18 protein-coding genes are annotated in these 21,453 nt (G+C 40.6%); 13 read left to right on the top strand and 5 right to left on the bottom strand.

All coding sequences use genetic code 11. From position 1 onward, the window contains the following. The first annotated feature begins 313 nt into the window (after positions 1 to 313). On the top strand, positions 314 to 2,128 hold the full coding sequence (gene glmS / locus ACTQX6_RS07610; RefSeq protein ID WP_304002375.1) for a glutamine--fructose-6-phosphate transaminase (isomerizing): 1,815 nt from the start codon (positions 314 to 316) through the stop codon (positions 2,126 to 2,128). An 81-nt stretch (positions 2,129 to 2,209) separates the two neighbouring features. Then, on the top strand, positions 2,210 to 3,379 hold the full coding sequence (locus tag ACTQX6_RS07605) for an iron-containing alcohol dehydrogenase (protein WP_441657404.1): 1,170 nt from the start codon (positions 2,210 to 2,212) through the stop codon (positions 3,377 to 3,379). Between the two features lie 14 nt (positions 3,380 to 3,393). Here ACTQX6_RS07605 and ACTQX6_RS07600 read toward each other — a convergent pair whose 3' ends face one another. Then, positions 3,394 to 3,966, bottom strand: coding sequence for a DUF5662 family protein (locus ACTQX6_RS07600; RefSeq protein ID WP_272005798.1), 573 nt, complete (start codon positions 3,964 to 3,966; stop codon positions 3,394 to 3,396). 120 nt (positions 3,967 to 4,086) lie between these two features. On the opposite strand from ACTQX6_RS07600, the gene ACTQX6_RS07595 reads away from it, so the two are divergent. Beyond that, positions 4,087 to 5,784: a M3 family oligoendopeptidase gene (locus ACTQX6_RS07595; protein ID WP_294688574.1), complete on the top strand. Its 1,698-nt coding sequence runs from the start codon at positions 4,087 to 4,089 to the stop codon at positions 5,782 to 5,784. Then, a complete protein-coding gene (locus ACTQX6_RS07590; RefSeq protein WP_294688572.1) occupies positions 5,781 to 6,254 on the top strand; it encodes a pyridoxamine 5'-phosphate oxidase family protein in 474 nt (157 codons plus the stop codon). Before ACTQX6_RS07595 ends, ACTQX6_RS07590 begins: the two co-directional genes overlap by 4 nt. 53 nt (positions 6,255 to 6,307) lie before the next feature. Here ACTQX6_RS07590 and ACTQX6_RS07585 read toward each other — a convergent pair whose 3' ends face one another. Next, positions 6,308 to 6,604, bottom strand: coding sequence for a hypothetical protein (locus ACTQX6_RS07585; RefSeq protein WP_294688570.1), 297 nt, complete (start codon positions 6,602 to 6,604; stop codon positions 6,308 to 6,310). Between the two features lie 45 nt (positions 6,605 to 6,649). Between ACTQX6_RS07585 and ACTQX6_RS07580 the strand changes: the two genes are divergently transcribed. Both ACTQX6_RS07580 and ACTQX6_RS07575 read left to right on the top strand, forming a co-directional pair. Further along, entirely contained in the window at positions 6,650 to 8,011 is a 1,362-nt protein-coding gene (locus ACTQX6_RS07580) for an MATE family efflux transporter (protein ID WP_320801892.1), read from the top strand. A gap of 44 nt (positions 8,012 to 8,055) precedes the next feature. Beyond that, complete coding sequence (locus ACTQX6_RS07575; RefSeq protein WP_117446640.1) at positions 8,056 to 8,802, top strand: DeoR/GlpR family DNA-binding transcription regulator; 747 nt, start codon at positions 8,056 to 8,058, stop codon at positions 8,800 to 8,802. Here the strand turns inward: ACTQX6_RS07575 and ACTQX6_RS07570 are convergent. Further along, a complete protein-coding gene (locus ACTQX6_RS07570; RefSeq protein ID WP_117446639.1) occupies positions 8,799 to 9,695 on the bottom strand; it encodes a glycyl-radical enzyme activating protein in 897 nt (298 codons plus the stop codon). The two genes, ACTQX6_RS07575 and ACTQX6_RS07570, sit on opposite strands and share 4 nt — an antisense overlap. A gap of 132 nt (positions 9,696 to 9,827) precedes the next feature. On the opposite strand from ACTQX6_RS07570, the gene ACTQX6_RS07565 reads away from it, so the two are divergent. Beyond that, positions 9,828 to 12,239 (top strand): glycyl radical protein, encoded by a 2,412-nt coding sequence (locus ACTQX6_RS07565; RefSeq protein WP_117446638.1) that lies wholly within the window; start codon positions 9,828 to 9,830, stop codon positions 12,237 to 12,239. Between the two features lie 49 nt (positions 12,240 to 12,288). On the opposite strand, the gene ACTQX6_RS07560 is transcribed toward ACTQX6_RS07565, so the two are convergent. Further along, positions 12,289 to 13,119, bottom strand: coding sequence for an Rpn family recombination-promoting nuclease/putative transposase (locus ACTQX6_RS07560; RefSeq protein ID WP_369067370.1), 831 nt, complete (start codon positions 13,117 to 13,119; stop codon positions 12,289 to 12,291). Positions 13,120 to 13,333: 214 nt separating this feature from the next. On the opposite strand from ACTQX6_RS07560, the gene uvrA reads away from it, so the two are divergent. The 5 genes from uvrA (at position 13,334) to ACTQX6_RS07535 (ending at position 20,043) form a co-directional block, all read left to right on the top strand. Continuing rightward, the gene (uvrA, locus tag ACTQX6_RS07555) at positions 13,334 to 16,156 is read left to right on the top strand and encodes an excinuclease ABC subunit UvrA (protein WP_117446636.1); all 2,823 of its coding nucleotides are present in this window, start codon (positions 13,334 to 13,336) and stop codon (positions 16,154 to 16,156) included. Between the two features lie 4 nt (positions 16,157 to 16,160). Then, on the top strand, positions 16,161 to 17,138 hold the full coding sequence (hprK, locus tag ACTQX6_RS07550) for an HPr(Ser) kinase/phosphatase (RefSeq protein ID WP_022790147.1): 978 nt from the start codon (positions 16,161 to 16,163) through the stop codon (positions 17,136 to 17,138). Then, positions 17,122 to 18,579, top strand: coding sequence for a prolipoprotein diacylglyceryl transferase (lgt, locus tag ACTQX6_RS07545; RefSeq protein WP_117446635.1), 1,458 nt, complete (start codon positions 17,122 to 17,124; stop codon positions 18,577 to 18,579). The genes hprK and lgt overlap by 17 nt, the downstream gene beginning before the upstream one ends. Next, positions 18,555 to 19,469 (top strand): thioredoxin-disulfide reductase, encoded by a 915-nt coding sequence (gene trxB, locus ACTQX6_RS07540; RefSeq protein WP_117446634.1) that lies wholly within the window; start codon positions 18,555 to 18,557, stop codon positions 19,467 to 19,469. Before lgt ends, trxB begins: the two co-directional genes overlap by 25 nt. Positions 19,470 to 19,542: 73 nt before the next feature. Then, the gene (locus ACTQX6_RS07535; RefSeq protein ID WP_022790144.1) at positions 19,543 to 20,043 is read left to right on the top strand and encodes a PocR ligand-binding domain-containing protein; all 501 of its coding nucleotides are present in this window, start codon (positions 19,543 to 19,545) and stop codon (positions 20,041 to 20,043) included. Positions 20,044 to 20,079: 36 nt separating this feature from the next. On the opposite strand, the gene ACTQX6_RS07530 is transcribed toward ACTQX6_RS07535, so the two are convergent. After that, the gene (locus ACTQX6_RS07530; RefSeq protein ID WP_320863143.1) at positions 20,080 to 20,928 is read right to left on the bottom strand and encodes a patatin-like phospholipase family protein; all 849 of its coding nucleotides are present in this window, start codon (positions 20,926 to 20,928) and stop codon (positions 20,080 to 20,082) included. Between the two features lie 128 nt (positions 20,929 to 21,056). On the opposite strand from ACTQX6_RS07530, the gene ACTQX6_RS07525 reads away from it, so the two are divergent. Further along, positions 21,057 to 21,380 carry a cyclic-di-AMP receptor gene (locus ACTQX6_RS07525; RefSeq protein ID WP_117446631.1) on the top strand — a complete coding sequence of 108 codons (324 nt, stop codon included), beginning with the start codon at positions 21,057 to 21,059 and terminating at the stop codon, positions 21,378 to 21,380. Positions 21,381 to 21,453 lie beyond the last annotated feature (73 nt).

The raw sequence follows: 21,453 nt of genomic DNA, 5'->3' as shown, positions 1-21,453 counted from the left end.
AAGACAAGGAAGATTTAACTCGACTTTTAGAGCTTTTACATCTGATTGAGGAAGAGTAATCTTCCTTTTTTTGTGGAGGAATTTGTCAAAGCTTATCTTTTTGCGTATAATAGAATGCATTCATGGGGTCTATACAAAGAAAAGCGCCAGGACTGTAATTTTACAGTTGACGAGGACCAGGTTTTTCGAAAGATTCGGCGGGTGACCTGGAGGCTGGATACGGCCTGAAACAATGGACAAAAACAGTCTGTGAAGATTGAACAAATCCATTCGGTATCCTCCATGAAGTGAATAGAAAATGGAGGATTTTTTCATGTGCGGAATTACAGGTTTCGTGGGTAAAGGGGAAGCTTTACCATTTTTAATGCAGGGTTTAAACAAACTCGAATACCGGGGATACGATTCAGCCGGTGTGACTTTAGTAGATGATAATGGATTATATACCTTTAAAAGTAAAGGACGTTTGTGTCAGCTGGAAGACTTGTTGAAGGGAGAGTCACATCCACAGAAAACCGGGATTGGTCATACGCGCTGGGCTACGCATGGTATTCCCAGTAATCTTAATTCACATCCACATACGAATGCGAAGAACACGATTTCTATCGTACATAATGGTATTATCGAAAATTATCAGGCCATCAAAAAAGAGTTGATTCGACAGGGATATCCTTTTGTATCGCAAACCGATAGTGAAGTCATCGTGCATTTGATCGACTACTATGATCGAGGAAATCTATTGGAGGCACTACAAAAGGCAGTGCGCTATTTAGAAGGCAGCTTTGCCTTGTGTGTGGTGTCTGTACAAGACCCTGATACGATTTATGTTGCCAAAAAGGAAAGCCCTATGATTATCGGACATTGTGCATATGGTAGTTTTTGTGCCAGTGATATACCGGCTGTTTTAGAATACACCAAAGATATTTTGAGTTTAGAGGATGAACAAATTGCGGTGTTAAAAGCCGATAAAATACAAGTCTATGATTTTCAGGGAGAACTTAAGAAACAAAAATGGATGCACATTCCTTACGATCTGCAGGCAGCGCAAAAAGGTGGTTATGATACTTTCATGGAAAAAGAGATTCATGAGCAACCTTATGTTCTATCAGAAACTTTGCGTGGTCGAGTGGATAATGATGTAAGAATGGATGAGCTGAAAGAATTAAATATCAACTGGGAAAAGCTGGAAAGAGTTTACTTTTTGGCCTGCGGAACGGCTTTAAATGCCGCTTCATATGCACAAGATCTGTTCCGTCAATGGGTTCCGGCCTGTCCTTCCTTTGCGTTGGCAGCCAGCGAATTTCGGTACGGGAATTATTATTTGAATTCAGATACGCTATGTATTTTTGTATCACAATCCGGGGAAACAGCTGATACCCTGGCGGCTTTACAGCTGGCAAAGGAAAAACAGGCAAAGACGTTATCTATCGTTAATGTATTGGGATCTTCTTTAGCTCGTAAATCGGATTGTACACTTTATACTTGTGCCGGACCGGAAATCGCAGTGGCGAGCACAAAAGCTTATACAACACAGCTTGTACTCTTAGTATGTCTGATGATCGCCTTGAGTGAGAAATTAGGACGCCAACCAAAAGATGTATCCAAGCTGATAGAAGATTTGCAAAGAATTCCAGAAATCACAAAGGATATGTTGGCACAAAAAGAAATTGTCAAAGATTATGCACAATGTTTAAAAGATCAAAAAGATGCGTATTTTATTGGTCGAAGATTGGATTATTTTAGTGTCGTGGAAGGCGCCTTAAAGCTAAAAGAGGTCTCCTATGTCCATGCGGATGCTTATATTGCCGGAGAACTTAAACATGGACCGATTGCCTTAATCGATAAAGGAACGGTGGTCATAGCGCTTGCGACACAGGAAGAAGTTGCTTCTAAGACGATTTCCAACATTGAAGAAACCATCGCCAGAGGAGCTAACGTTATACTGATTACGACTCAGCATCAGGATACACATGCATTTCAAAAAGTCCTGCGCATTCCGGATGTACACCCGGCTTTGGCAGCTATACCAGCCGCTATCCTTTTACAGCTTTTTGCCTACTATGGAGCGGTGTTAAAAGGCTGTGATGTCGATAAACCTAGAAATCTTGCCAAGTCAGTAACCGTGGAGTAATCAAATAACTTTGATAAAGCATAAAAATTGAAAAGCCTTTTTGAACTATGATTAAATAGAGTCAAAAAGGAGTGAGAACAAGTGCTAAATTATGTACATGATATTCCGACTAAGATCTATTTTGGGAAAAACCAGATTTCCCAACTGGAAAGTATTTTAAAACCATTGGGAAAGAAAGTTTTGTTGGCATATGGCGGTGGTTCCATCAAAAAGACAGGATTGTATGATACGATCAAAAAAATCCTTGATGCAGGTGGCTTTGAGGTGGTGGAGCTATCCGGCATTGCGCCTAATCCTCGAATTGAATCCGTTGTTGAAGGCGTGGCCCTTTGTAAGCATCATCAAATTGATGTGATTCTGGCAGTTGGCGGCGGTTCTGTCATTGACTGTTCCAAAGCCATTGCGGCCGGTGTTTATTATCCGGGAGAGGATCTATGGGAAATGGTCAAAACGTCAGATCATCTTCAAAAGGCATTACCGCTTGTCGATATTTTGACATTGAGTGCGACCGGTTCTGAATTTGATGGTGGCGGTGTTATCTCCAATTTAAAGACAAAAGAAAAACTGGGAGGACTTTTTACTTATCCTACCGCTTCGATTTGTGATCCGACCTATACTTTTAGTGTTTCTTCCTATCAAAGTGCTTCCGGATCTGCCGATATCATGAGTCATATCATGGAAGGATACTTCTCAAAAACAAAAGACAGTGATTTATCGGATGAACTGGCACAGGGTGTTTTAAAAACAGTGATCAAAAATTTACCAATCGTACTTAAAGAACCGGATAATTATTCTGCCAGAGCCAATTTAATGGCCTGTGCCTCCGTAGCATGCTCCGGCATTCCGGAATACGGAAAGGCTTCTACCGGATGGCCTTGTCATGCGATGGAGCATGAGCTTTCCGCTTACTATGATATTACGCACGGTGTGGGACTGGCGATCTTAACACCTGCCTGGATGCGTTATATCCTTCAAAAAGATCCTTCAGTAACGTGGCGATTTGTTCGTTTTGCCAAAGAAGTTTGGAATTTGGAAGGTCAGGATGAAACAAAGCTTGCCTATGCGGGCATCGATGCGTTGGAACACTTTTTCAAAGATGCAGGAATCCCTATGCGTTTAAGCGAATTAGGTATCGATGATATGCACTTTGAAGAAATGGCAAAACATGCTAATCGTAATGGACGTTTATCCAATGCCTTTGTTGCTTTAAATGAGCAGGATATTGTCGAAATCTTTAAAAATTGTCTATAAAAACAGGCTCTTTCTCAATTTTGTTTTGAGGAGGAGCCTGTTTTGTCTTCTAAAATGGAATATCCTTCTTTTCGTACATGATGAACGATAAAATCGATCGTATCGTCCAATCCATGATCTGCCAGATACTGCAGAAGAAAGAGAATCAGTCGGTCTGTATCCGGATGGATCATGATACGATTTCTACCTTGCATGTAATAATCCAAAGCACTGTGGTCGGTATATTGATCCTTTTGATAGATCATACTGGCGGCGACGCGATCACAAAACATCTCGATGACATAATTGGCCGGCATCTTTACCGGATGGACTCCATTTGGTCCATTATCTAACCAGTATTCCCAATGATGTTTATTACGGCCCTTATGATGAAGCCAGCTTAAAGAATAGCCTATGTCTTCCTTCTGGGCATCGATAGGGGAACGAAAACCTTGGTAATAGGTAAAACCGGTTTTCAGCTCTGTCCAGGTATATTTGCTTAAATCATGTAAAATTCCCTGCTTATACAAATGACAGCGAAAACAAAGCTGTGTAACTTTGGCTTTATGTTGATTGATCGTTTTCAGATGACCTCGAACCTTATGCATGGACAACATAGGATCCCTCCTGTCTGTATCTTATTCTAACACAATCCGTGATCACAAAATTTTATTCTGTATTTAAAAGTGATAAAATGATTCCATTGATAAATAACAGGAGGAACGGCCATGAAATTCAGTGAATATCCATATCATACAATTGATGTCAAACAGGCAAAAGATAAATTTCGGAAAATAGAAAGCCAGCTTGTAAACGCAGAAGATTATGCTTCTTTTAAACAAGCTTTTAAAGATTTAGATGTGTACAAAAAAGAGCTTTATACACAATTTAGTTTGTGTGAAGTTCGACATACGATCGATACACGGGATGAATATTATAAGAAAGAACAGGAGCATATTGATGAAATTGCACCGATTTTACAGGAAGATCTGGTTCGTATTTCTAATGTGATTTTGGAAAGTCCGTATCGAAAAGAATTGGAAAAGGAAATTCCTTCTACCTATTTTCTGGCTAAAGAATTTGATAAAAAATGTTTTTCTCCAGACATCATTGAAGAGCTACAAAAGGAAAATCAATATTCCAGCCAGTATCAACAGCTGGTTGCCAGTGCACAAATTGAATTTGAAGGAAAAAAGCGCACTTTGTCCGAATTAGAACCATTCATGAAGGCAAGCGATCGCTCTATGCGAAAAAAAGCTACAAAAGCATATTGGGGATGGTTTGAGAAATATGAGGAAGAATTAGGCGAGATTTTTGATTCTTTGGTAAAGATACGAACAACGATGGCACAGAAGCTGGGATATAAAGACTATACAGAGATGGGATACTATCGCATGTATCGTTTTGATTATACGAAAGAGGATGTTCAAACGTATCGTAAACAAGTATTGGATACGGTCGTACCGGTCACAGCTTCTCTTTTTGCGCGCCAACAAAAAAGACTGGGACTGGATGCGTTATATGCATGGGATGAAAAGGTGGAGTTTCAAAGCGGAAACCCAACACCTAAGCAGGATGCCAGGACGATGGTAAAAATTGCACTGCATATGTATCAGGAACTTGATAAAGATACCGGTGAATTCTTTCAATTTATGGTGGATCATGAACTCATGGATCTGGAAAGTAAGCCGGGTAAGGCTGCCGGTGGATATTGCACATCTTTTGATGTATATGGTGCACCGTTTATCTTTGCGAACTTCAATCAAACCAGTTCAGATGTAGAAACTCTCACACATGAGGCTGGTCATGCCTACCAGGCATATGCTTCTCGTGATATTTTTCCATCGGATTGTATCTGGCCAACCAGTGAGAGCGCAGAGATTCATTCCATGTCCATGGAGTTTTTGACATACCCCTGGATGAAAGACTTCTTTAAAGAAGATACCAGGAAGTTTTATTTTCAGCATTTAAGCGATGCCATCAGATTCTTACCTTATGGAGTTTTGGTGGATCACTTCCAACATGAAATCTATGCTCATCCAGAGTACACGCATGCCAAGCGTATGGAAACATGGAGAAAGTTGGAAAAGATGTATTTACCGCACAAAAACTATGATGAGATCGATGTATTGGAAAGAGGAGGCTGGTGGATGCGGCAGCTTCATATCTTTATGGATCCGTTTTATTACATCGACTATACACTGGCACAGATCTGTGCTTTACAGTTTTGGAGCCGGGCTCAAAAAAAGGATCCAAGTACATTAAAAGATTATAAAAAAATCTGTAAATTGGGCGGCAGTCTTCCTTTCCGACAAATCGTGCAGGCTGCCAACTTAAAGAGTCCTTTTGAAGAAGGTTGCCTGGATGAAACGATGAAAGAAGTACAAAACGCATTGAATGCGATTACCGATGAGGAACTACAATGAGAAGAACAAGGCAGGAACTATCAAAAGAAGAAACATTAGAGATTTTGAAGAGAAATACATCGGGAGTTTTGGCTTTATGTGGTATGGATCAAAAACCATATGCGGTGCCATTAAGCTATGTCTATGCCGATCAGAAGATTTATTTTCATGTGGCTTTGGAAGGCTATAAATTGAAACTGCTGAACCAGAATCCATATGCTTCTTTTTGTGTCATTGATAAAGATGAGATTTTACCGGAAAAATTTACGACAAAATATAAAAGTGTCATTGCTCAAGGAAAAATCACAGTGGCAGACGAGCATGAAAAAAGGAATGCGATTACGCACTTAGCAAAAAAGTATGCCCCAGATATGGATCCACAAGACGAAATTGATCGATTTTGGAATCAGTTTTTGATTTTGGTTTTAGAGCCGGAAACATGCACGGGAAAACAAGCTATCGAACTAGTCAAAGATGGATTACAGCTTTAATAGACTGACATATTCGACATAGTGTTTTTGAATCAAATGATTGAATTGAAACTTTAAATATCCCATCGATAGAAACCAAACAGGATAAAAACAAGAACCAGCATAGCAGCTAACATGGCAAAACAAATCCATAATATATCTGGCTTTTCACTGAGAAAAAAAGTAAGGATCAGTAAGATTGCCAAAATCAAAAGGGTCAAACAAACGGCAGCTTGAAAGGCTTTATGTTTGCGTTTTTGTTCCTTAGATAAGATAGAATATATAAATTTTAACTGTTCTAAGGATAGTTCTCTGCGACAGATTTTGTGTTTTGTATCCGCATCCAGTTTTGCGATAAAGATCTTAGCCATATCTGTATTATAAATCGGGAAAGTATCAAAAGAAAGGAGAAAGGTATGCAGAATCAGTATTTATCCAAGCTTCGAAATGGAGAAACCTTACACACATCCGATCAGATCAAAATGATATTTCTACTGGCACTGCCGGCCATCCTTTCTCAGATTTCCAGTACCGTGATGCAGTATATCGATGCCGGTATGGTGGGAAGCCTGGGCGCCAATGCCTCTGCCAGTATTGGGCTAGTATCCAGTACGACATGGATGTTTGGCGGAATTTGTTTTGCCGGTATTACCGGTTTTAGTGTTCAGGTGGCTCATGCCATTGGAGCCAAACAATTTAGTAAGGCACGAAATATCATGAAGCAGGGTTTTGTGATCTGTTTGGCTTTTGCCCTGGTTTTAAGCTTGATCGGATGTCTGATTTCTTCTTCATTACCGATATGGTTAAAAGGAACACCGGAAATTGTTCAAAATGCGTATTACTATTTTTTGGTGTTTGCTCTTTTTTTGCCCTTTCAACAGCTGAACTACATCGCCACAGGGATGCTGCAGGCATCCGGAAATATGAAAGTACCCAGTTTATTGAATATTCTGATGTGCATACTGGATGTTTTCTTTAATTTGTTTTTTATCTTTTATTTGAATCTGGGTGTCATGGGTGCCAGTATCGGTACGGGCTGTTCTCAGCTGGTCGTATCGTTATTGTTGTGTGGATTTCTGTTTTATAAAAGCGATATTTTAAAGCTTCATAAAGATGAAAAGCTGTGCTTTGATCGACACACGATTCAAAGAGCCATGCAGATTGGTCTTCCGGTAGGATTGGATCGTTTTGTGACAAGCAGCGCATATGTGGCATTTACCCGTATCGTATCGCCTCTGGGGACGATTGCGATTGCGGCCAACAGTTTTGGGATTACGGCTGAAAGTTTATGTTATATGCCGGGGTATGGAGTACAAAGTGCTGCCATCACCTTGATTGGGCAAAGTATTGGTGCCAAAAGACAAGATTTGACCTTTCGTTTGGGCACGTTGACTACGGCATTAGGTGTTGGCTTGATGACTTGTTCTGGCTTGTTTATGTATTTTGGTTCACCTTTGATGATGCATTTATTAACCCCTGATGCACAGATCATCGCTTTAGGGGTACAGATCCTTCGCATAGAAGCTTTTGCCGAACCGATGTATGGAGCCAGCATTGTCGTGGCCGGTGTTTTGCAGGGAGCCGGCGATACATTATCTTCTTCTTTGATGAATCTTATCAGTATGTGGCTGGTTCGTATTCCTTTGGCAGCCGGTTTAGCCGGTCATTATGGCTTACCGGGCGTCTGGTTTGCGATGGCACTGGAGCTTAATGTTCGTGGCGTTCTCTTTTTATTTCGACTCTTTCGCAAAAAGTGGATGCATCGCCTAAAGGGTTAAGACTCTTCGTTGTTTTTAAAAGAAGATAATGGTATTCTTATCGTATGAACGAAAGACATGCGAAAATATTAGAGTTATTAAGTCGATATCATAAAATGGAAGTCTCGCGCCTTTCCACGCTTTTAAATGTTTCACAGGTAACGATTCGAAAAGATCTGATTGCCTTGGAACAAAGTGGGATGTTGGTTCGTGAACATGGATATGCCACGCTGAATAACAGTGATGACATTAATAAACGGCTTGCCTTTCATTTTGAACAGAAGATGCAGATTGTAAAAAGAGCCGCACAACTGGTTGAAGATGGGGAAACGATCTTTATTGAAAGTGGATCCTGTTGTGCTTTGTTGGCAGTGGAAATCGCACAGACAAAAAAGGATGTAACGATTGTAACCAACTCGGCTTTTATTGCCGATTATGTGCGCAAGATCGAAAATGTGCAGATTGTTCTTCTGGGTGGAAACTATCAAAAGGAATCGCAGGTCATGGTAGGACCGATGACGGCGCAATGTGCGCAGGCTTATTTTGCGGATAAATTGTTTATCGGCACAGATGGCTTTAGTATTCGTACCGGATTTACCGGAAATGATTATATGCGAAGTGTTGCGGTACAAGATATGGCTAAACAAGTGGAAAAAGTCATAGTGGTGACAGATTCCTCCAAATTTTATCAGAAAGGCAATGTATCTTTGATCGCCACCAATCGAATTCATATGTTGATTACCAATTCGGATATTCCGGCGGAGCAGGAACAATATTTATTGGAACAAAAAGTAGAAATTATAAAGGCTTAGAAAAAACAATCTAAGCCTTTTTTTATGAATTCATTTTGATATTCGATTAAATCTTCTTTCTGCAGCGCCCTGACGTTTTTATAGGCATATTCTTTATGCATCATCTCGTATTTTCGCTCTCCAAATTGATGAAATGGAAGAAGTTGTACTTTTTTGAGTCCAATCTCCGTCAATAAAGAAGCTAAACCGGCGGCATCTTGGATGGAATTGTTAAAGCTGGGGATAACCGGAATACGGGGAAGGATTTCCAGACCTTGATGAAAGGCCCATTTTAAGTTGTTGATAATTCGTTCATTGTGAACGCCGGTACCTTCAAAATGGCGGTTGGTATCATAGTGTTTGACATCAAATAAGAGCAGATCAAAGAGTGGCGCCAGCTCATGAAAGGTTTCTTTTGGAATATAACCGGTTGTTTCAATCGCCAGATGTAAATTGTGTTTTTTTAATTCTTTGACCAGTTCTTTTAAGAAGTCTGGTTGTGACATCCCTTCCCCGCCGGATATCGTGATACCACCGCCGGATTCTTCATAAAAGTCTTTATCTTGTAAGGCAATGCGCACGATTTCTTCAATTTCCTTTGTTTCTCCTTCATTAGACAGTGCACTTTGAAGACACGTTGAAACGCAGTTCAGACAGCCTTGGCAAAGCGCTTCATCGATATGAATTTCTCCCTCTCTACATGAAATTGCCTGATACATACAACTTTTTACACACTGAAGACAATGTACACATTTCTTTTGATCCCATAAGATTTGAACATGGGCACTTTGGCTTTCAGGATTGGCACACCACTTACAGCGCAAAGGGCAGCCTTTTAAAAAAATCGTAGTTCGAATACCGGGTCCATCATGAATCGAAAATTTTTGTATGTTGAAAATAAGTCCTTTTGTCATGCTTATAGTGTATCAGTGGGAAGTCAGTTTGTAAACATAAAAAGTTTCAAATGAAACTAAAAAACATTACAAATGAATTGACAAGAGAGAAAAGGATTGATAGACTACAAGTAAAATAAGGAGGACACTCTTATGGAGAATACACAACATTTTGGTTCTTTGACACCTCGTATGCATAAATATCGTCAGAGTGTTTTAGATAAGAAACCGTATGTTCGATCACAAAGGGCTTTATTATGTACAGAAGCATATAAGGCAAATCTGGAAAAGCCGGTTGTCTTAAAACGTGCGTTGATGTTAAAGAATATTTTGGAAAAGATGGATATTTATATCGAAGAGGAAAGCTTGTTGGCAGGCAATCAGGCAGAATCGAATCGTGATGCACCCGTCTTTCCGGAATATACATTGGAGTTTGTGATCAATGAGCTGGATACCTTTGAAAAAAGAGATGGTGATGTTTTCTATATTACAGAACAAACTAAAGAAGAGCTTCGCTCAATTGCGCCTTTTTGGGAAAATAATAATTTGAGAGCTAAAGGGATGGCGATGCTTCCTAAAGAAGTAGATGTTTATATGGAAACAGGTTTCTTTGGCATGGAAGGAAAGCTGAATGCAGGTGATGCACATTTAGCAGTTTATTATGAACGATTATTAAAAGAAGGTTTGAAGGGATATGAAAAGCGTACTTTGGAGGCAAAAGAAGCATTAGATCTTTGTGATCCTGCATCCATCAGTAAATATCATTTTTATGATGCGGTTTTGATCGTGATCGATGCCGTGAAATCGTTTGCCAGACGCTATGCTGATCTTGCCAGAGAACAGGCTAAAACCGCAAATGAAGAAAGACGACAAGAGTTGTTGGAAATCGCAAGGATTTGTTCTAAGGTTCCTTATGAGCCGGCGGAAAGCTTTTATGAGGCCATTCAGGCAATTTGGTTGATTCAGGTTGTTTTGCAGATTGAATCCAATGGACATTCTGTATCTTTTGGACGCTTTGATCAGTATATGCAGCCGTATTATCAAAAAGATAAAGAACAAGGATTGATCGATGATGATCAAGTCTTAGAACTTTTAAGCAATCTTTGGATCAAAGCCTTGACGATTAATAAAGTACGTTCGCAGGCCCATACATTTTCCAGTGCCGGTTCACCGATGTATCAAAATGTAACGATTGGTGGACAAACAACAGATAAAAAAGATGCGGTCAATGAGATGTCTTATCTGGTGCTTCGTTCGGTAGCACAGACTCGCTTGACGCAACCGAATTTGACGGTGCGCTATCATGCCCATATCGATCCAAAATTCTTTGACGAATGTATTGAAGTGATGAAGCTGGGCTTTGGCATGCCGGCTTTCAATAACGATGAGATCATCATCCCTTCTTTCATCGATAAAGGGGTAAAGGAAGATGATGCCTATAATTACAGCGCCATCGGCTGTGTAGAAACGGCAGTTCCAGGGAAATGGGGCTATCGTTGCACAGGCATGAGCTATATGAATTTTCCAAGAATTCTTTTGATGGCCATGAATAACGGGATCGATTTGACCAGTCAAAAGCGGTTCACAAAAGGCTATGGTCAATTTACCGATATGAAAAGTTTTGAGGAATTGATGGATGCCTGGGGTAAAACCGTAAGAGAGTTAACACGAATGAGCGTGATCGTAGAAAATACGATCGATCAGGCTTCGGAAAAAGAAGTGCCGGATATCTTATGCTCTACACTGGTCGATGATTGTCTTGCCCGAGGAAAGACTATCAAAGAAGGTGGTGCGATCTATGATTTCATTTCCGGATTGCAGGTGGGAATTGCCAATATGGCAGATAGCTTGGCCGCCATTAAAAAACTGGTTTTTGAAGAAAAGAAGATGACTCAAAAAGAGCTGTGGGATGCAATTTTAGATGATTTTTCCAGTCCAGAAAATCAAAAGATTCAGAAAATGTTGATCAAAGAAGCGCCAAAATACGGTAATGATGAGGATTATGCGGATCAATTGATCGTACAGGCTTATGCTTCTTATATCGATGAAATGAAGAAATATCCAAACACTCGTTATCACAGAGGTCCGATTGGCGGTATTCGTTATGCGGGTACTTCTTCGATTTCTGCGAATGTGGGGCAAGGATTTGGTACCATGGCTACACCGGATGGCAGAAAGGCCAGAGAGCCATTGGCAGAAGGTTCCAGTCCGGCACATGCGATGGATACGCATGGACCAACAGCGGTATTCAAAAGTGTATCTAAGCTTCCGACCATTGAAATCACCGGTGGTTCTTTATTGAATCAAAAGGTAACACCGGCTATGTTATCGACGGAAGAAAACAAGCAGAAGCTGGAAATGATGTTGCGAACTTTCTTTAATCGTCTGCATGGCTATCATGTACAATACAATGTTGTAGATAAGGAGACATTATTGGATGCTCAGATTCATCCGGAAAAACATCAGGATCTTATTGTTCGTGTTGCCGGATATTCCGCATTCTTTAATGTATTAAGTAAAGCGATACAGGATGATATCATCGCTCGAACAGAACAGCAATTATAAAAAAAGTCAGATGTTGAATCATTTATTCAGCATCTGATTTTCTTTGTATTTACTGTTGAGATAGTTTTAGAACAGCTTCTTCGCTAAGTCCTGTCAAGCGAGAAATCAGGTCATGTTGTAGGCCCTCAGATAACATATTTTGCGCAATTTCATAAGCTTTATTTGTTAAACCTTTTGAATAGCCATTTTCAATACATTCCTGTGCATATTCTTCTAATGCTTTACACATGCTGATAACACCCTCCTTTGTATGCTTTTGTATAAACTCTTGATTTAAATTCACAAATACATTGGCATGATAGAAGATATCCTCTTCTACGTTCTCCAGTAAGGAATCCGTGTATAAATTTTCCCATTTCTTTTGATATACATATTGTATGATACGAAAGAACTTCTGTAAATAAAGACACATAAAATCGATAGGATCACTGTTAATGTCAAACAGTTCCATCTGATAGTCGGGAATCTCCTTTGCGTTCCACTGATTATCGACCATGCACTCATACAATCTCTTACGATGTTCCCATTTTGATTCGCCCATGTAAAGGGTCAGGGAATAAACCGGATACAACAGATGCAGTTTGGTATCGGTCTTGATCTGTTGATGGATACCGGCATACTTGTAGTTTAAGATACGAACGGGCATGTAGGGATCCTTCTTTCTTTGAAATTCAAGATGGAGAAAGAACTTGTTATCATAAAACATCAACAAATCATTTTCCTTACGAAATCCTAAATCATGATGTGTTTCCTTGTCATAGAGTGAAAGCTTATCTGGATTCAGAAGTAACCCCTTTTTAAAGTAGACGGTAGAAAACAGATCGGCAAAATGCTGTTTATTGGAAAAGACCTCCTTTAAACAGAGATCATAGGGATTCACTGTCAAAATATCACCTTCTTTTCTTTTTATGAATGAATCCTGAATCAGCACTATATCTATTCCGGAAAAAATAAGTACTACTATTTAATACGATAAAAAATCAAAAAACGTTTAAAAGTTTTTTAAAAAAATTGTCTTATACTTCAGAGATATGGTCTTGTCGGTAGGTGAAGTGTTTTTCCTATGGTATAATAACAAGGCAGGTGATAAAAAAATGGAACATAAAACAATTTCAATCAAAGGTGCTCGTGAAAACAACCTGAAAAATATAGATTTGGAAATCCCTCGTGATAAGCTGGTCATTATGACCGGAGTATCCGGAAGTGGGAAGACCTCTTTGGCATTTGATACGATTTATGCCGAAGGGCAAAGACGATATATGGAATCTCTGTCGGCGTATGCCCGACAGTTTTTAGGGAATAGTGAAAAACCAGATGTGGATCAGATCGATGGTCTGTCTCCGGCCATTGCGATCGATCAGAAAACGACTTCCAACAATCCTCGCAGTACAGTCGGTACGGTAACCGAAATTTATGATTATCTGCGTTTGATGTATGCGCGGATCGGTGTGCCCTATTGTCCACATCACAATGAACCGATTACCGGCAGTACGATCAAAGAGATGATCGATCGTATCATGGAATTGGAAGACGGAACACGTTGTACGATTCTGGCACCGGTGATTTCCGGAAAGAAAGGAACACACAAGGATCTTTTGGACAAGTTGATCAAGGAAGGCTATGTTCGTATTCGTTTGGACGGACAGATCGTTTATCTGGAAGAAGTGGAACCATTGGAAAAAAACAAAAAGCACAACATTGATGTGGTTGTGGATCGTATCGTGAAATCGGATAATCGTTCGCGTTTTCATGATTCCCTGGAAACCGCATTAAAGTTAAGCGATGGCCTGGCCATTTTACTGACAAAGGACGAAGAGATTCTTTTTTCCAGTAATTATGCCTGTAAGATCTGTGGTTTCAGCGTACCGAAACTGGAACCTAAATTGTTCAGCTTTAATGCGCCTTTTGGGGCGTGCCCGGAATGTAAGGGTTTGGGGATCACACAAAAGGTGGATCTACAATTGTTGATTCCGGATCCTTCTTTATCTATTGATAAGGGAGGCATTCGCTACTATAAAAACATCGTCAATACGGAAAATCTGGAATGGCAGCGTATGCAGGCATTAATTGATTATTATCAAATCGATACAAGTGTTCCGATCAAAGATCTTCCGAAGAAAAAACTGAATTATATATTATATGGATCGGATGTACCGATTGCCTATCAGCTTCATTCGCGCGGTGGTATCCATCAAACGAAAAATGAATATATTGAAGGGGTCGTACCGATGATCGAACGTCGGTATATGGAAACAACTTCGGCTATGTCCAGAGACTGGTATGGATCCTTTATCGCCGATGCCCCATGTCCGGTATGTCATGGTGCGCGTTTAAACGAACAGGCTTTAAGTGTGCGTGTAGGTGGAAAAAATATTCATGAATGGACACAGATGTCGATCAAAGAAGCCTTGGATTTTATGAATCATTTAGAGCTGACGCCCATGCAGGAAAATATTGCACATCTGATCATTAAAGAAATCAAGAACCGCTTAGAATTCTTAAATCATGTCGGATTGAATTATTTAACCTTGGATCGTTTAGCTTCTACCTTATCCGGAGGGGAGGCACAGCGTATTCGTTTGGCCACACAGATCGGTTCTCGTTTGACCGGTGTGATGTATGTATTGGATGAACCGAGTATCGGTTTGCATCAAAGAGATAACGATCGTTTGATTTCTGCCTTAAAAGATATGCGTGATTTAGGCAATACACTAATTGTGGTAGAACATGATGAAGATACGATGCGTGCCAGTGATTATATCGTGGATGTCGGACCGGGGGCCGGTATTCATGGCGGACAGATCGTTGCGGCAGGAACACCACAGGAAATCATGGAAAATCGGGACTCCATCACCGGTGCGTATTTAAGTGGACGTAAACGCATCGAAGTTCCGACAAAGCGCCGTAAAGGAAATGGAAAAAAGCTGCGTATTGTTAAAGCCAGTCAAAATAACTTGAAAAATGTAACCGTAGATTTTAAACTTGGTACTTTTACCGTTGTGACCGGTGTTTCCGGATCTGGGAAGTCCAGTCTAGTGACGGAAGTTTTGACCCATGGCGTACAAAATGCACTAGGTCTTCTTCGTATCAAACCGGGTCAGTGCAAGGAAATCAAGGGTCTGGAAAATATTGATAAGATCGTAGAGATCGGTCAAGATCCGATCGGTCGTACACCACGAAGTAATCCGGCGACTTATACCGGTGTTTTTGATGATATTCGTGATTTGTTTGCCCAAACCAAGGAAGCAAAAATGTTAGGATATGATAAAGGACGTTTCTCGTTTAATGTCAAAGGAGGACGTTGTGAAGCGTGTCAGGGTGATGGTATTCTTCGCATCTCTATGCACTTTTTACCGGATGTGTATGTACCTTGTGATCAGTGCGATGGAAAACGATATAACGAAGAAACGTTGCAGGTGCGTTATAAAGGAAAGAATATTGCGGACGTATTAGATATGACGGTCGAGGAAGCACTGGACTTTTTCTCCAATGTATCCAAGATTCGTCATAAGCTGCAGACTTTATATGATGTAGGTTTGTCGTATATCAAGCTGGGACAGAGTGCGACGACCTTGTCCGGTGGGGAAGCACAACGTGTTAAACTGGCCAGTGAACTGCAGAAAAAGGCAACCGGAAAGACTTTGTTTGTCTTAGATGAGCCAACGACCGGCTTGCACAGCGACGATGTACGAAAATTGATTGAAGTTTTACAGCGATTGGTCGATCATGGAGATACGGTGGTTGTGATCGAGCACAATCTGGATGTGATCAAATGTGCGGATCAGATCATCGATATCGGACCGGAAGGCGGTCAGGATGGTGGAACGATCTTAGTCACAGGAACACCGGAACAGGTAGCTGCCTGTGAAAAGAGCTATACCGGACAATATTTGAAACCTTTGTTGGAAAGGAAGTGAGAACATGGCACAGCAGGAAACACAGCCAACGATCAGCGTCAAAGATCTAGCGGCTAAATTTAATTGGGAAAGAGTAACGGGCGATGAAGAAAGCCTGCAGCGAAAGTTGGTCACCGCAGAAACCAATCGACCGGGGTTGGAGCTGGCCGGTTATTTTCCCAATACAGTAACCAAAAGACTGACGATTTTAGGAGATAAAGAAATCTTATATATTGAGCAGGAGATGGATGAAGTCTCACAGCGAAGAAGCTTTGAATTTTTGACGGGTGAAGATACACCGGCCATCGTAATTGCCCATGGGCATGAATGTCCGGCTATCCTGGCGGAAATTGCGATTCGTAAGAATTTTCCGATTTTTAAAACGGCAGTAGAAACCGCACATACGATTGTTAATGTCACCAACTATTTGGATGAAAAGTTGGCACATTCTATCATCATTCATGGCGAATTGATGCGTATTTATGGAATTGGTGTCATGATTACCGGACCTTCCGGCATGGGAAAAAGTGAGATTGCCCTGGAATTGATCAAAAAGGGACATCAGTTGATTGCTGATGATCGTATCGACTGTTATCGAATCCATAATGTATTGGTAGGGCGTACCCCGAAGATGTTGGAAGGCTTTATGGAGCTTCGTGGTGTTGGCATCATCAATGTAGGTCGTATGTATGGTGTTGGTGCTTTTGCCCATCAGACTAATATCGATTTTCAGATCGAACTGGTTTCTTTTGATGGAAACGAAGAGTATGACCGCGTGGGAATCGAGGAAAAAGAATACTCGGAAATCATGGGAGTAAAGATCTTAAAGATGCGCATCCCGGTCAGTGGCGGACGTCCGATGTCAACGATCATTGAAACGGCGGTTACGAATTACCTGCTGTTGCAGGATGGATTTGATTCGGCCAAAGAATTTGAAGAAATGGTCTTAAAAAAGATTGCGGCCAATAAAGAAGAGGATGAAGACAATGCAGCTCTTTCCTGATACAAAGATCATTCTTTCTATAGGAGGACTTCATGTCACATGGTATGCCGTTTTGATTCTGACCGGTGTACTGGCCGCCTACTTTCTGGCGCAGAACACCATGAAGAAATGGGGTTACAGTAAAACAATTTTAGAAGATTATGTAATTCCCATGATGGCTTTATCCATTATTGGCGCACGTTTGTACTATGTGATCTTTGAGTGGGATTTTTACAGTGCGCATCCTGATCAGATCATTGCGATCTGGAATGGCGGCCTGGCTATCTATGGTGGTTTGATCGTAGGGGTTCTTTACAGCATTTACTACTTTAAGCGACAGAGGATCAGCGCTTTGCGAATGGCCGACTGTATCATGCCCGGTGTCATGGTGGCGCAGGCTTTCGGACGTTGGGGCAATTTTATGAACCAGGAAGCCTTTGGAAAGATCGTACCGGAAAGCTACTATGCGTTATTTCCATCTTTTATAAAAGATCAGATGTACATTCAGGGAGCGTATCGTGAGCCGACCTTTCTTTATGAAAGTGCCGGGAATATTTTAGGCTTTCTGTTTATTTATTTTATCTTTCGTAAACGTTTTTATAAAAGACGAGGCGATTGTGCCTTTATGTACTGTATCTGGTATGGAGTGCTTCGCTTTTTAGTCGAAGGCCTGCGTACCGATTCTTTGATGATTGGTTCTTTTCGAGTCTCACAGCTTGTTTCTTTAGCAATCATCTTGCTTGGAGTATTGGGCCTCACCGGTATCTTACATAAAGCGTTTCACTGGAATCAAAAGCCGGTGATCCTTTTTGATCTGGACGGAACACTGCAGGATTCGCAACATTTAGTATTTGAAACTTTCAAGGAAGTATTTCGAATCCGTAAACCGGAACATAAACTGTCACAAGAGGAACTGTATTCTTTCTTTGGGCCTACCTTGGAAGAAACCTTTTTAAAATACTTTAAAAAGGAAGAACTGGATGATGTGATCGCCTTGTATCAAAAGATCAATATCCAATTACACGATACTTTATTGAAACCGATGCCCAATGCCTTTGAAACGGTATCGACATTACATGAACAGGGTTATAAAATGGCGGTTGTTTCCAATAAGCGAATCGGTATAGTGAAAATGGGATTAAAGGCCATTCATTTGGAGCCTTATTTTGATGTGGTCTTAGGAAAAGAGCAGCTTCCTGAACCCAAACCAAGTCCATCCGGACTCTTAGAAGCATGTAACTTGTTAAAAGTGGGACATGATGATGTAATATATGTCGGAGATAATGTGACAGATATTTTATGTGCCAAGAATATGGCTGCATATTCTGTCGGTTTCAGCAATGACGAAAGACAGTTGGAACAACAAAAACAGGTACATCCTTGTAAACAGATCACAGATCTTCGTGAATTGATTGAATTATGTAAGGAGGAACGCGCATGGAGCGACAATACGATTTGGTAATCATAGGAGCCGGGCCAGCCGGAATGGCTGCCAGTGTATATGGATCTCGTGCCGGCTTAAAAACATTATTATTAGATAACGGGGCACCGGGAGGGAAACTGATCAAAACACATTTGATTTCTAACTATCCGGGTGTAAAAGAACTTTCAGGTGTTGATCTTGCGACACAGATGTTTGAACAATCGACATCCTTTGGTGCAGAGTATGCCTATGGCGATGTCGAAAAAGTAGATGCGGATAAAAAAGTGTATTTAAGTGATGGTACAGTTGTAGAAGGAAAGGCCGTAATCGTTGCGACAGGAACGAAAGAGCGTCTTTTAAACATACCGGGTGAACAGGAAAACATCGGACGTGGCGTATCTTTCTGTGCGGTATGTGATGGAGCCTTTTTTAGAGGAAAAGATGTAGTCGTGATCGGTGGCGGGAATTCCGCTTTGGAAGAAAGCTTGTATTTAACACAGTTTGCCAATTCGGTTACGATCGTGATTCGAAGAGATGTATTCCGCGCAGAAAAGCGAATTCAGGATCAGATTCAAAACAATGAAAAGATCAAGGTGATCGTCAAGCACATTCCAAAGGAAATATTGAGTGAAAACGGCAAAGTTTCCGGCATTGTTTTGGAAAATGTAGATACCAAAGAAAAACAGACGGTTGCCTGCCAGGGAATCTTCCCTTATATCGGACAGGATCCAATCACATCTTGTTTGGAAGGTTTGGGCGTTTTAGATGAAAGAGGCTATGTCAAAGTTAATGAGCACATGGAAACATCGATCAAAGGCTTGTATGCGGCTGGTGATGTGATCCAAAAAGAACTTCGTCAGGTCGTAACAGCAACCAATGATGGTGCCATCGCCGCCCAGCATGCTTTTCACGAGATTACCGGAATTTAACCTGTAAAGGCTTTCATTTTCCGCAAAAAAATGCTTTAATAGGGATAGAACTATTAGTATTGGGGTGAAAGATATGAACGCTATGGAAGCAATCTATAAGGCTATGGATGCCTATCATGAAATTACCGGATTGCACAGTTATTTTGTACAGGACGAGACAGATATTGTCAGTGCCAGTGCCAAAGAGAAGAATTTTTTCTGTAAATGTCTGAAAACCAGCAACAGTGCTTTAAAACATTGTGATGAGTGTACAGTAGAAAACTATACACAGGCATTACAATCCATGAAGGTACAGACATATTCCTGTCATGCCGGTCTTGTCAAATGGTCGGTTCCGGTAGAAGTTAAGGGATTGACAGGTGTGATCATTTCTGAAGGAGTTATTTCTAAGCAGCAGATCAAGGAAAGTGAAGACTGGATCTCCTATTTATCGGAAAAGTATAACGTATCAAAGTCGATCCTGTTGGAAAACTATCATCAGGTACAACAGATGACAGAAGAGCAGGTGGATCGAAGCATTCAGCTTTTAAAAGATATTTTAGCTTATTATGCCGCAAGTATCAGTGAGGACTAAGGTTCTCACTTTTTTTCATGCATCAAAAAAGATGCATTATGCGATCTGAAGATATTCGCAAAGTGCATCTTTACAATCTTGTGCATCTTGATAACCGGTTTTATAGAGGCTTTCCAGTTTTACGACATCTTGTTCCAGGCGTCCTACGCCGTGCGTATCACTGGGGTAAATGACAAAAAGCTTGCCTTCCTTTTCCAACTCTTCCATTTTTTCAAACTGGGCATTGTATCGAGTGTGTCTGTTTTTACAGGCATCAATCACATAAGGATAATCTTTGTACATTTTCTCAATCATTGGCATCAGCTTGTTGGAGCTTTTACGATAGCCTCTGACTTTTGTGGAAACCACAACGATTTTTTCATAGCCTTTATCCATCATAAATTCAAAAGGAATGGAATCGCCTAATCCACCATCTAACATCTTATGACCATCAAACTCTACGATCTTAGAGATGATCGGCAAGGAGGCACTGGCACGTATATATTCCATGTTTTCCTGAATGTGCGGAATCGGTGCATAAATTGATTCTCCGTTTTCGCAATCAAAACAAACGCAGTACATACGAGTTTTAGAGTTATTGAAGGTTTTATAATCAAACGGATCGATCACATTGGGAATTTCATCATAGATGAACTGTGCATTGAACAAATCACCTGTCTGTATCAAAGATTTGAAAGAAAAGCTTCGTTTATCTACTAAATAGTGCGCACTAATACGAATGGCACGTCCTCTTTGTTCGCTGATATAGCTTGTCGCATGGCAGGCACCGGCACTGACACCGATCACACCGTCAAAATGAATGTTGTTGTCGAGAAGAAAGTCAATGGTTCCACACGTATAGGCACCACGCATGCCTCCTCCTTCTAAAACGAGTGCTGTTTTCATAACATGACCCCCTTTATTGAATATTTATTATACCGCAATTGCTGTTCGAGGCAAGGAAGTATCACCAATAAATTGATGTGGATGTGTTAGAAGGAGTATAATGATAAAAAGAAAGTGAAGTGATCAAAATGAAATTGATTCTTGCGATTATGTCGAATGATGACAGTCCTATGGTAAGTTCAGCCTTGAATAAAGATGGTTTTCAAGTGACCAAATTAGCAACGACTGGTGGTTTTCTTCGCGCCGGAAATACTACATTGATTTGTGGATGTGAAGATGAAAAAGTAAAAAACGCAATTTCTATCATTGAAAAATATTCCAGTAAACGAACAGAGCTTGTTCCTAATACAGCAGGTTATGATATGAGCCATTTTGCGACATTTCCTTTAGAGGTTCAAGTAGGTGGAGCCGTTATCTTTGTTTTGGATGTCGATCAGTTTATAAAGGTATAATTCATAAGGATATTGAAAAACTTCTTAAGAATAGGTGTTTATAGCTTATTTTTAAGGAGTTTTTTTATGTACG

Source organism: Faecalicoccus sp. LCP19S3_E2, assembly GCF_052121255.1.
Lineage (GTDB): Bacteria > Bacillota_I > Bacilli_A > Erysipelotrichales > Erysipelotrichaceae > Faecalicoccus.
The sequence above is the reverse complement of the archived record's forward strand: the minus strand, read 5'-3'. Positions and strand labels throughout refer to the sequence as shown.

What these genes read in the sequence shown, in the direction of transcription:
- glmS (WP_304002375.1), top strand. Translation starts at nt 314, where the DNA reads ATGTGCGGAATTACAGGTTTCGTGGGTAAAGGGGAAGCTTTACCATTT.
- ACTQX6_RS07600 (WP_272005798.1), bottom strand. Translation starts at nt 3,966, where the DNA reads ATGCATAAGGTTCGAGGTCATCTGAAAACGATCAATCAACATAAAGCC.
- ACTQX6_RS07595 (WP_294688574.1), top strand. Translation starts at nt 4,087, where the DNA reads ATGAAATTCAGTGAATATCCATATCATACAATTGATGTCAAACAGGCA.
- ACTQX6_RS07590 (WP_294688572.1), top strand. Translation starts at nt 5,781, where the DNA reads ATGAGAAGAACAAGGCAGGAACTATCAAAAGAAGAAACATTAGAGATT.
- ACTQX6_RS07585 (WP_294688570.1), bottom strand. Translation starts at nt 6,604, where the DNA reads ATGGCTAAGATCTTTATCGCAAAACTGGATGCGGATACAAAACACAAA.
- ACTQX6_RS07580 (WP_320801892.1), top strand. Translation starts at nt 6,650, where the DNA reads ATGCAGAATCAGTATTTATCCAAGCTTCGAAATGGAGAAACCTTACAC.
- ACTQX6_RS07575 (WP_117446640.1), top strand. Translation starts at nt 8,056, where the DNA reads ATGAACGAAAGACATGCGAAAATATTAGAGTTATTAAGTCGATATCAT.
- ACTQX6_RS07570 (WP_117446639.1), bottom strand. Translation starts at nt 9,695, where the DNA reads ATGACAAAAGGACTTATTTTCAACATACAAAAATTTTCGATTCATGAT.
- ACTQX6_RS07565 (WP_117446638.1), top strand. Translation starts at nt 9,828, where the DNA reads ATGGAGAATACACAACATTTTGGTTCTTTGACACCTCGTATGCATAAA.
- uvrA (WP_117446636.1), top strand. Translation starts at nt 13,334, where the DNA reads ATGGAACATAAAACAATTTCAATCAAAGGTGCTCGTGAAAACAACCTG.
- hprK (WP_022790147.1), top strand. Translation starts at nt 16,161, where the DNA reads ATGGCACAGCAGGAAACACAGCCAACGATCAGCGTCAAAGATCTAGCG.
- lgt (WP_117446635.1), top strand. Translation starts at nt 17,122, where the DNA reads ATGCAGCTCTTTCCTGATACAAAGATCATTCTTTCTATAGGAGGACTT.
- trxB (WP_117446634.1), top strand. Translation starts at nt 18,555, where the DNA reads ATGGAGCGACAATACGATTTGGTAATCATAGGAGCCGGGCCAGCCGGA.
- ACTQX6_RS07535 (WP_022790144.1), top strand. Translation starts at nt 19,543, where the DNA reads ATGAACGCTATGGAAGCAATCTATAAGGCTATGGATGCCTATCATGAA.
- ACTQX6_RS07530 (WP_320863143.1), bottom strand. Translation starts at nt 20,928, where the DNA reads ATGAAAACAGCACTCGTTTTAGAAGGAGGAGGCATGCGTGGTGCCTAT.
- ACTQX6_RS07525 (WP_117446631.1), top strand. Translation starts at nt 21,057, where the DNA reads ATGAAATTGATTCTTGCGATTATGTCGAATGATGACAGTCCTATGGTA.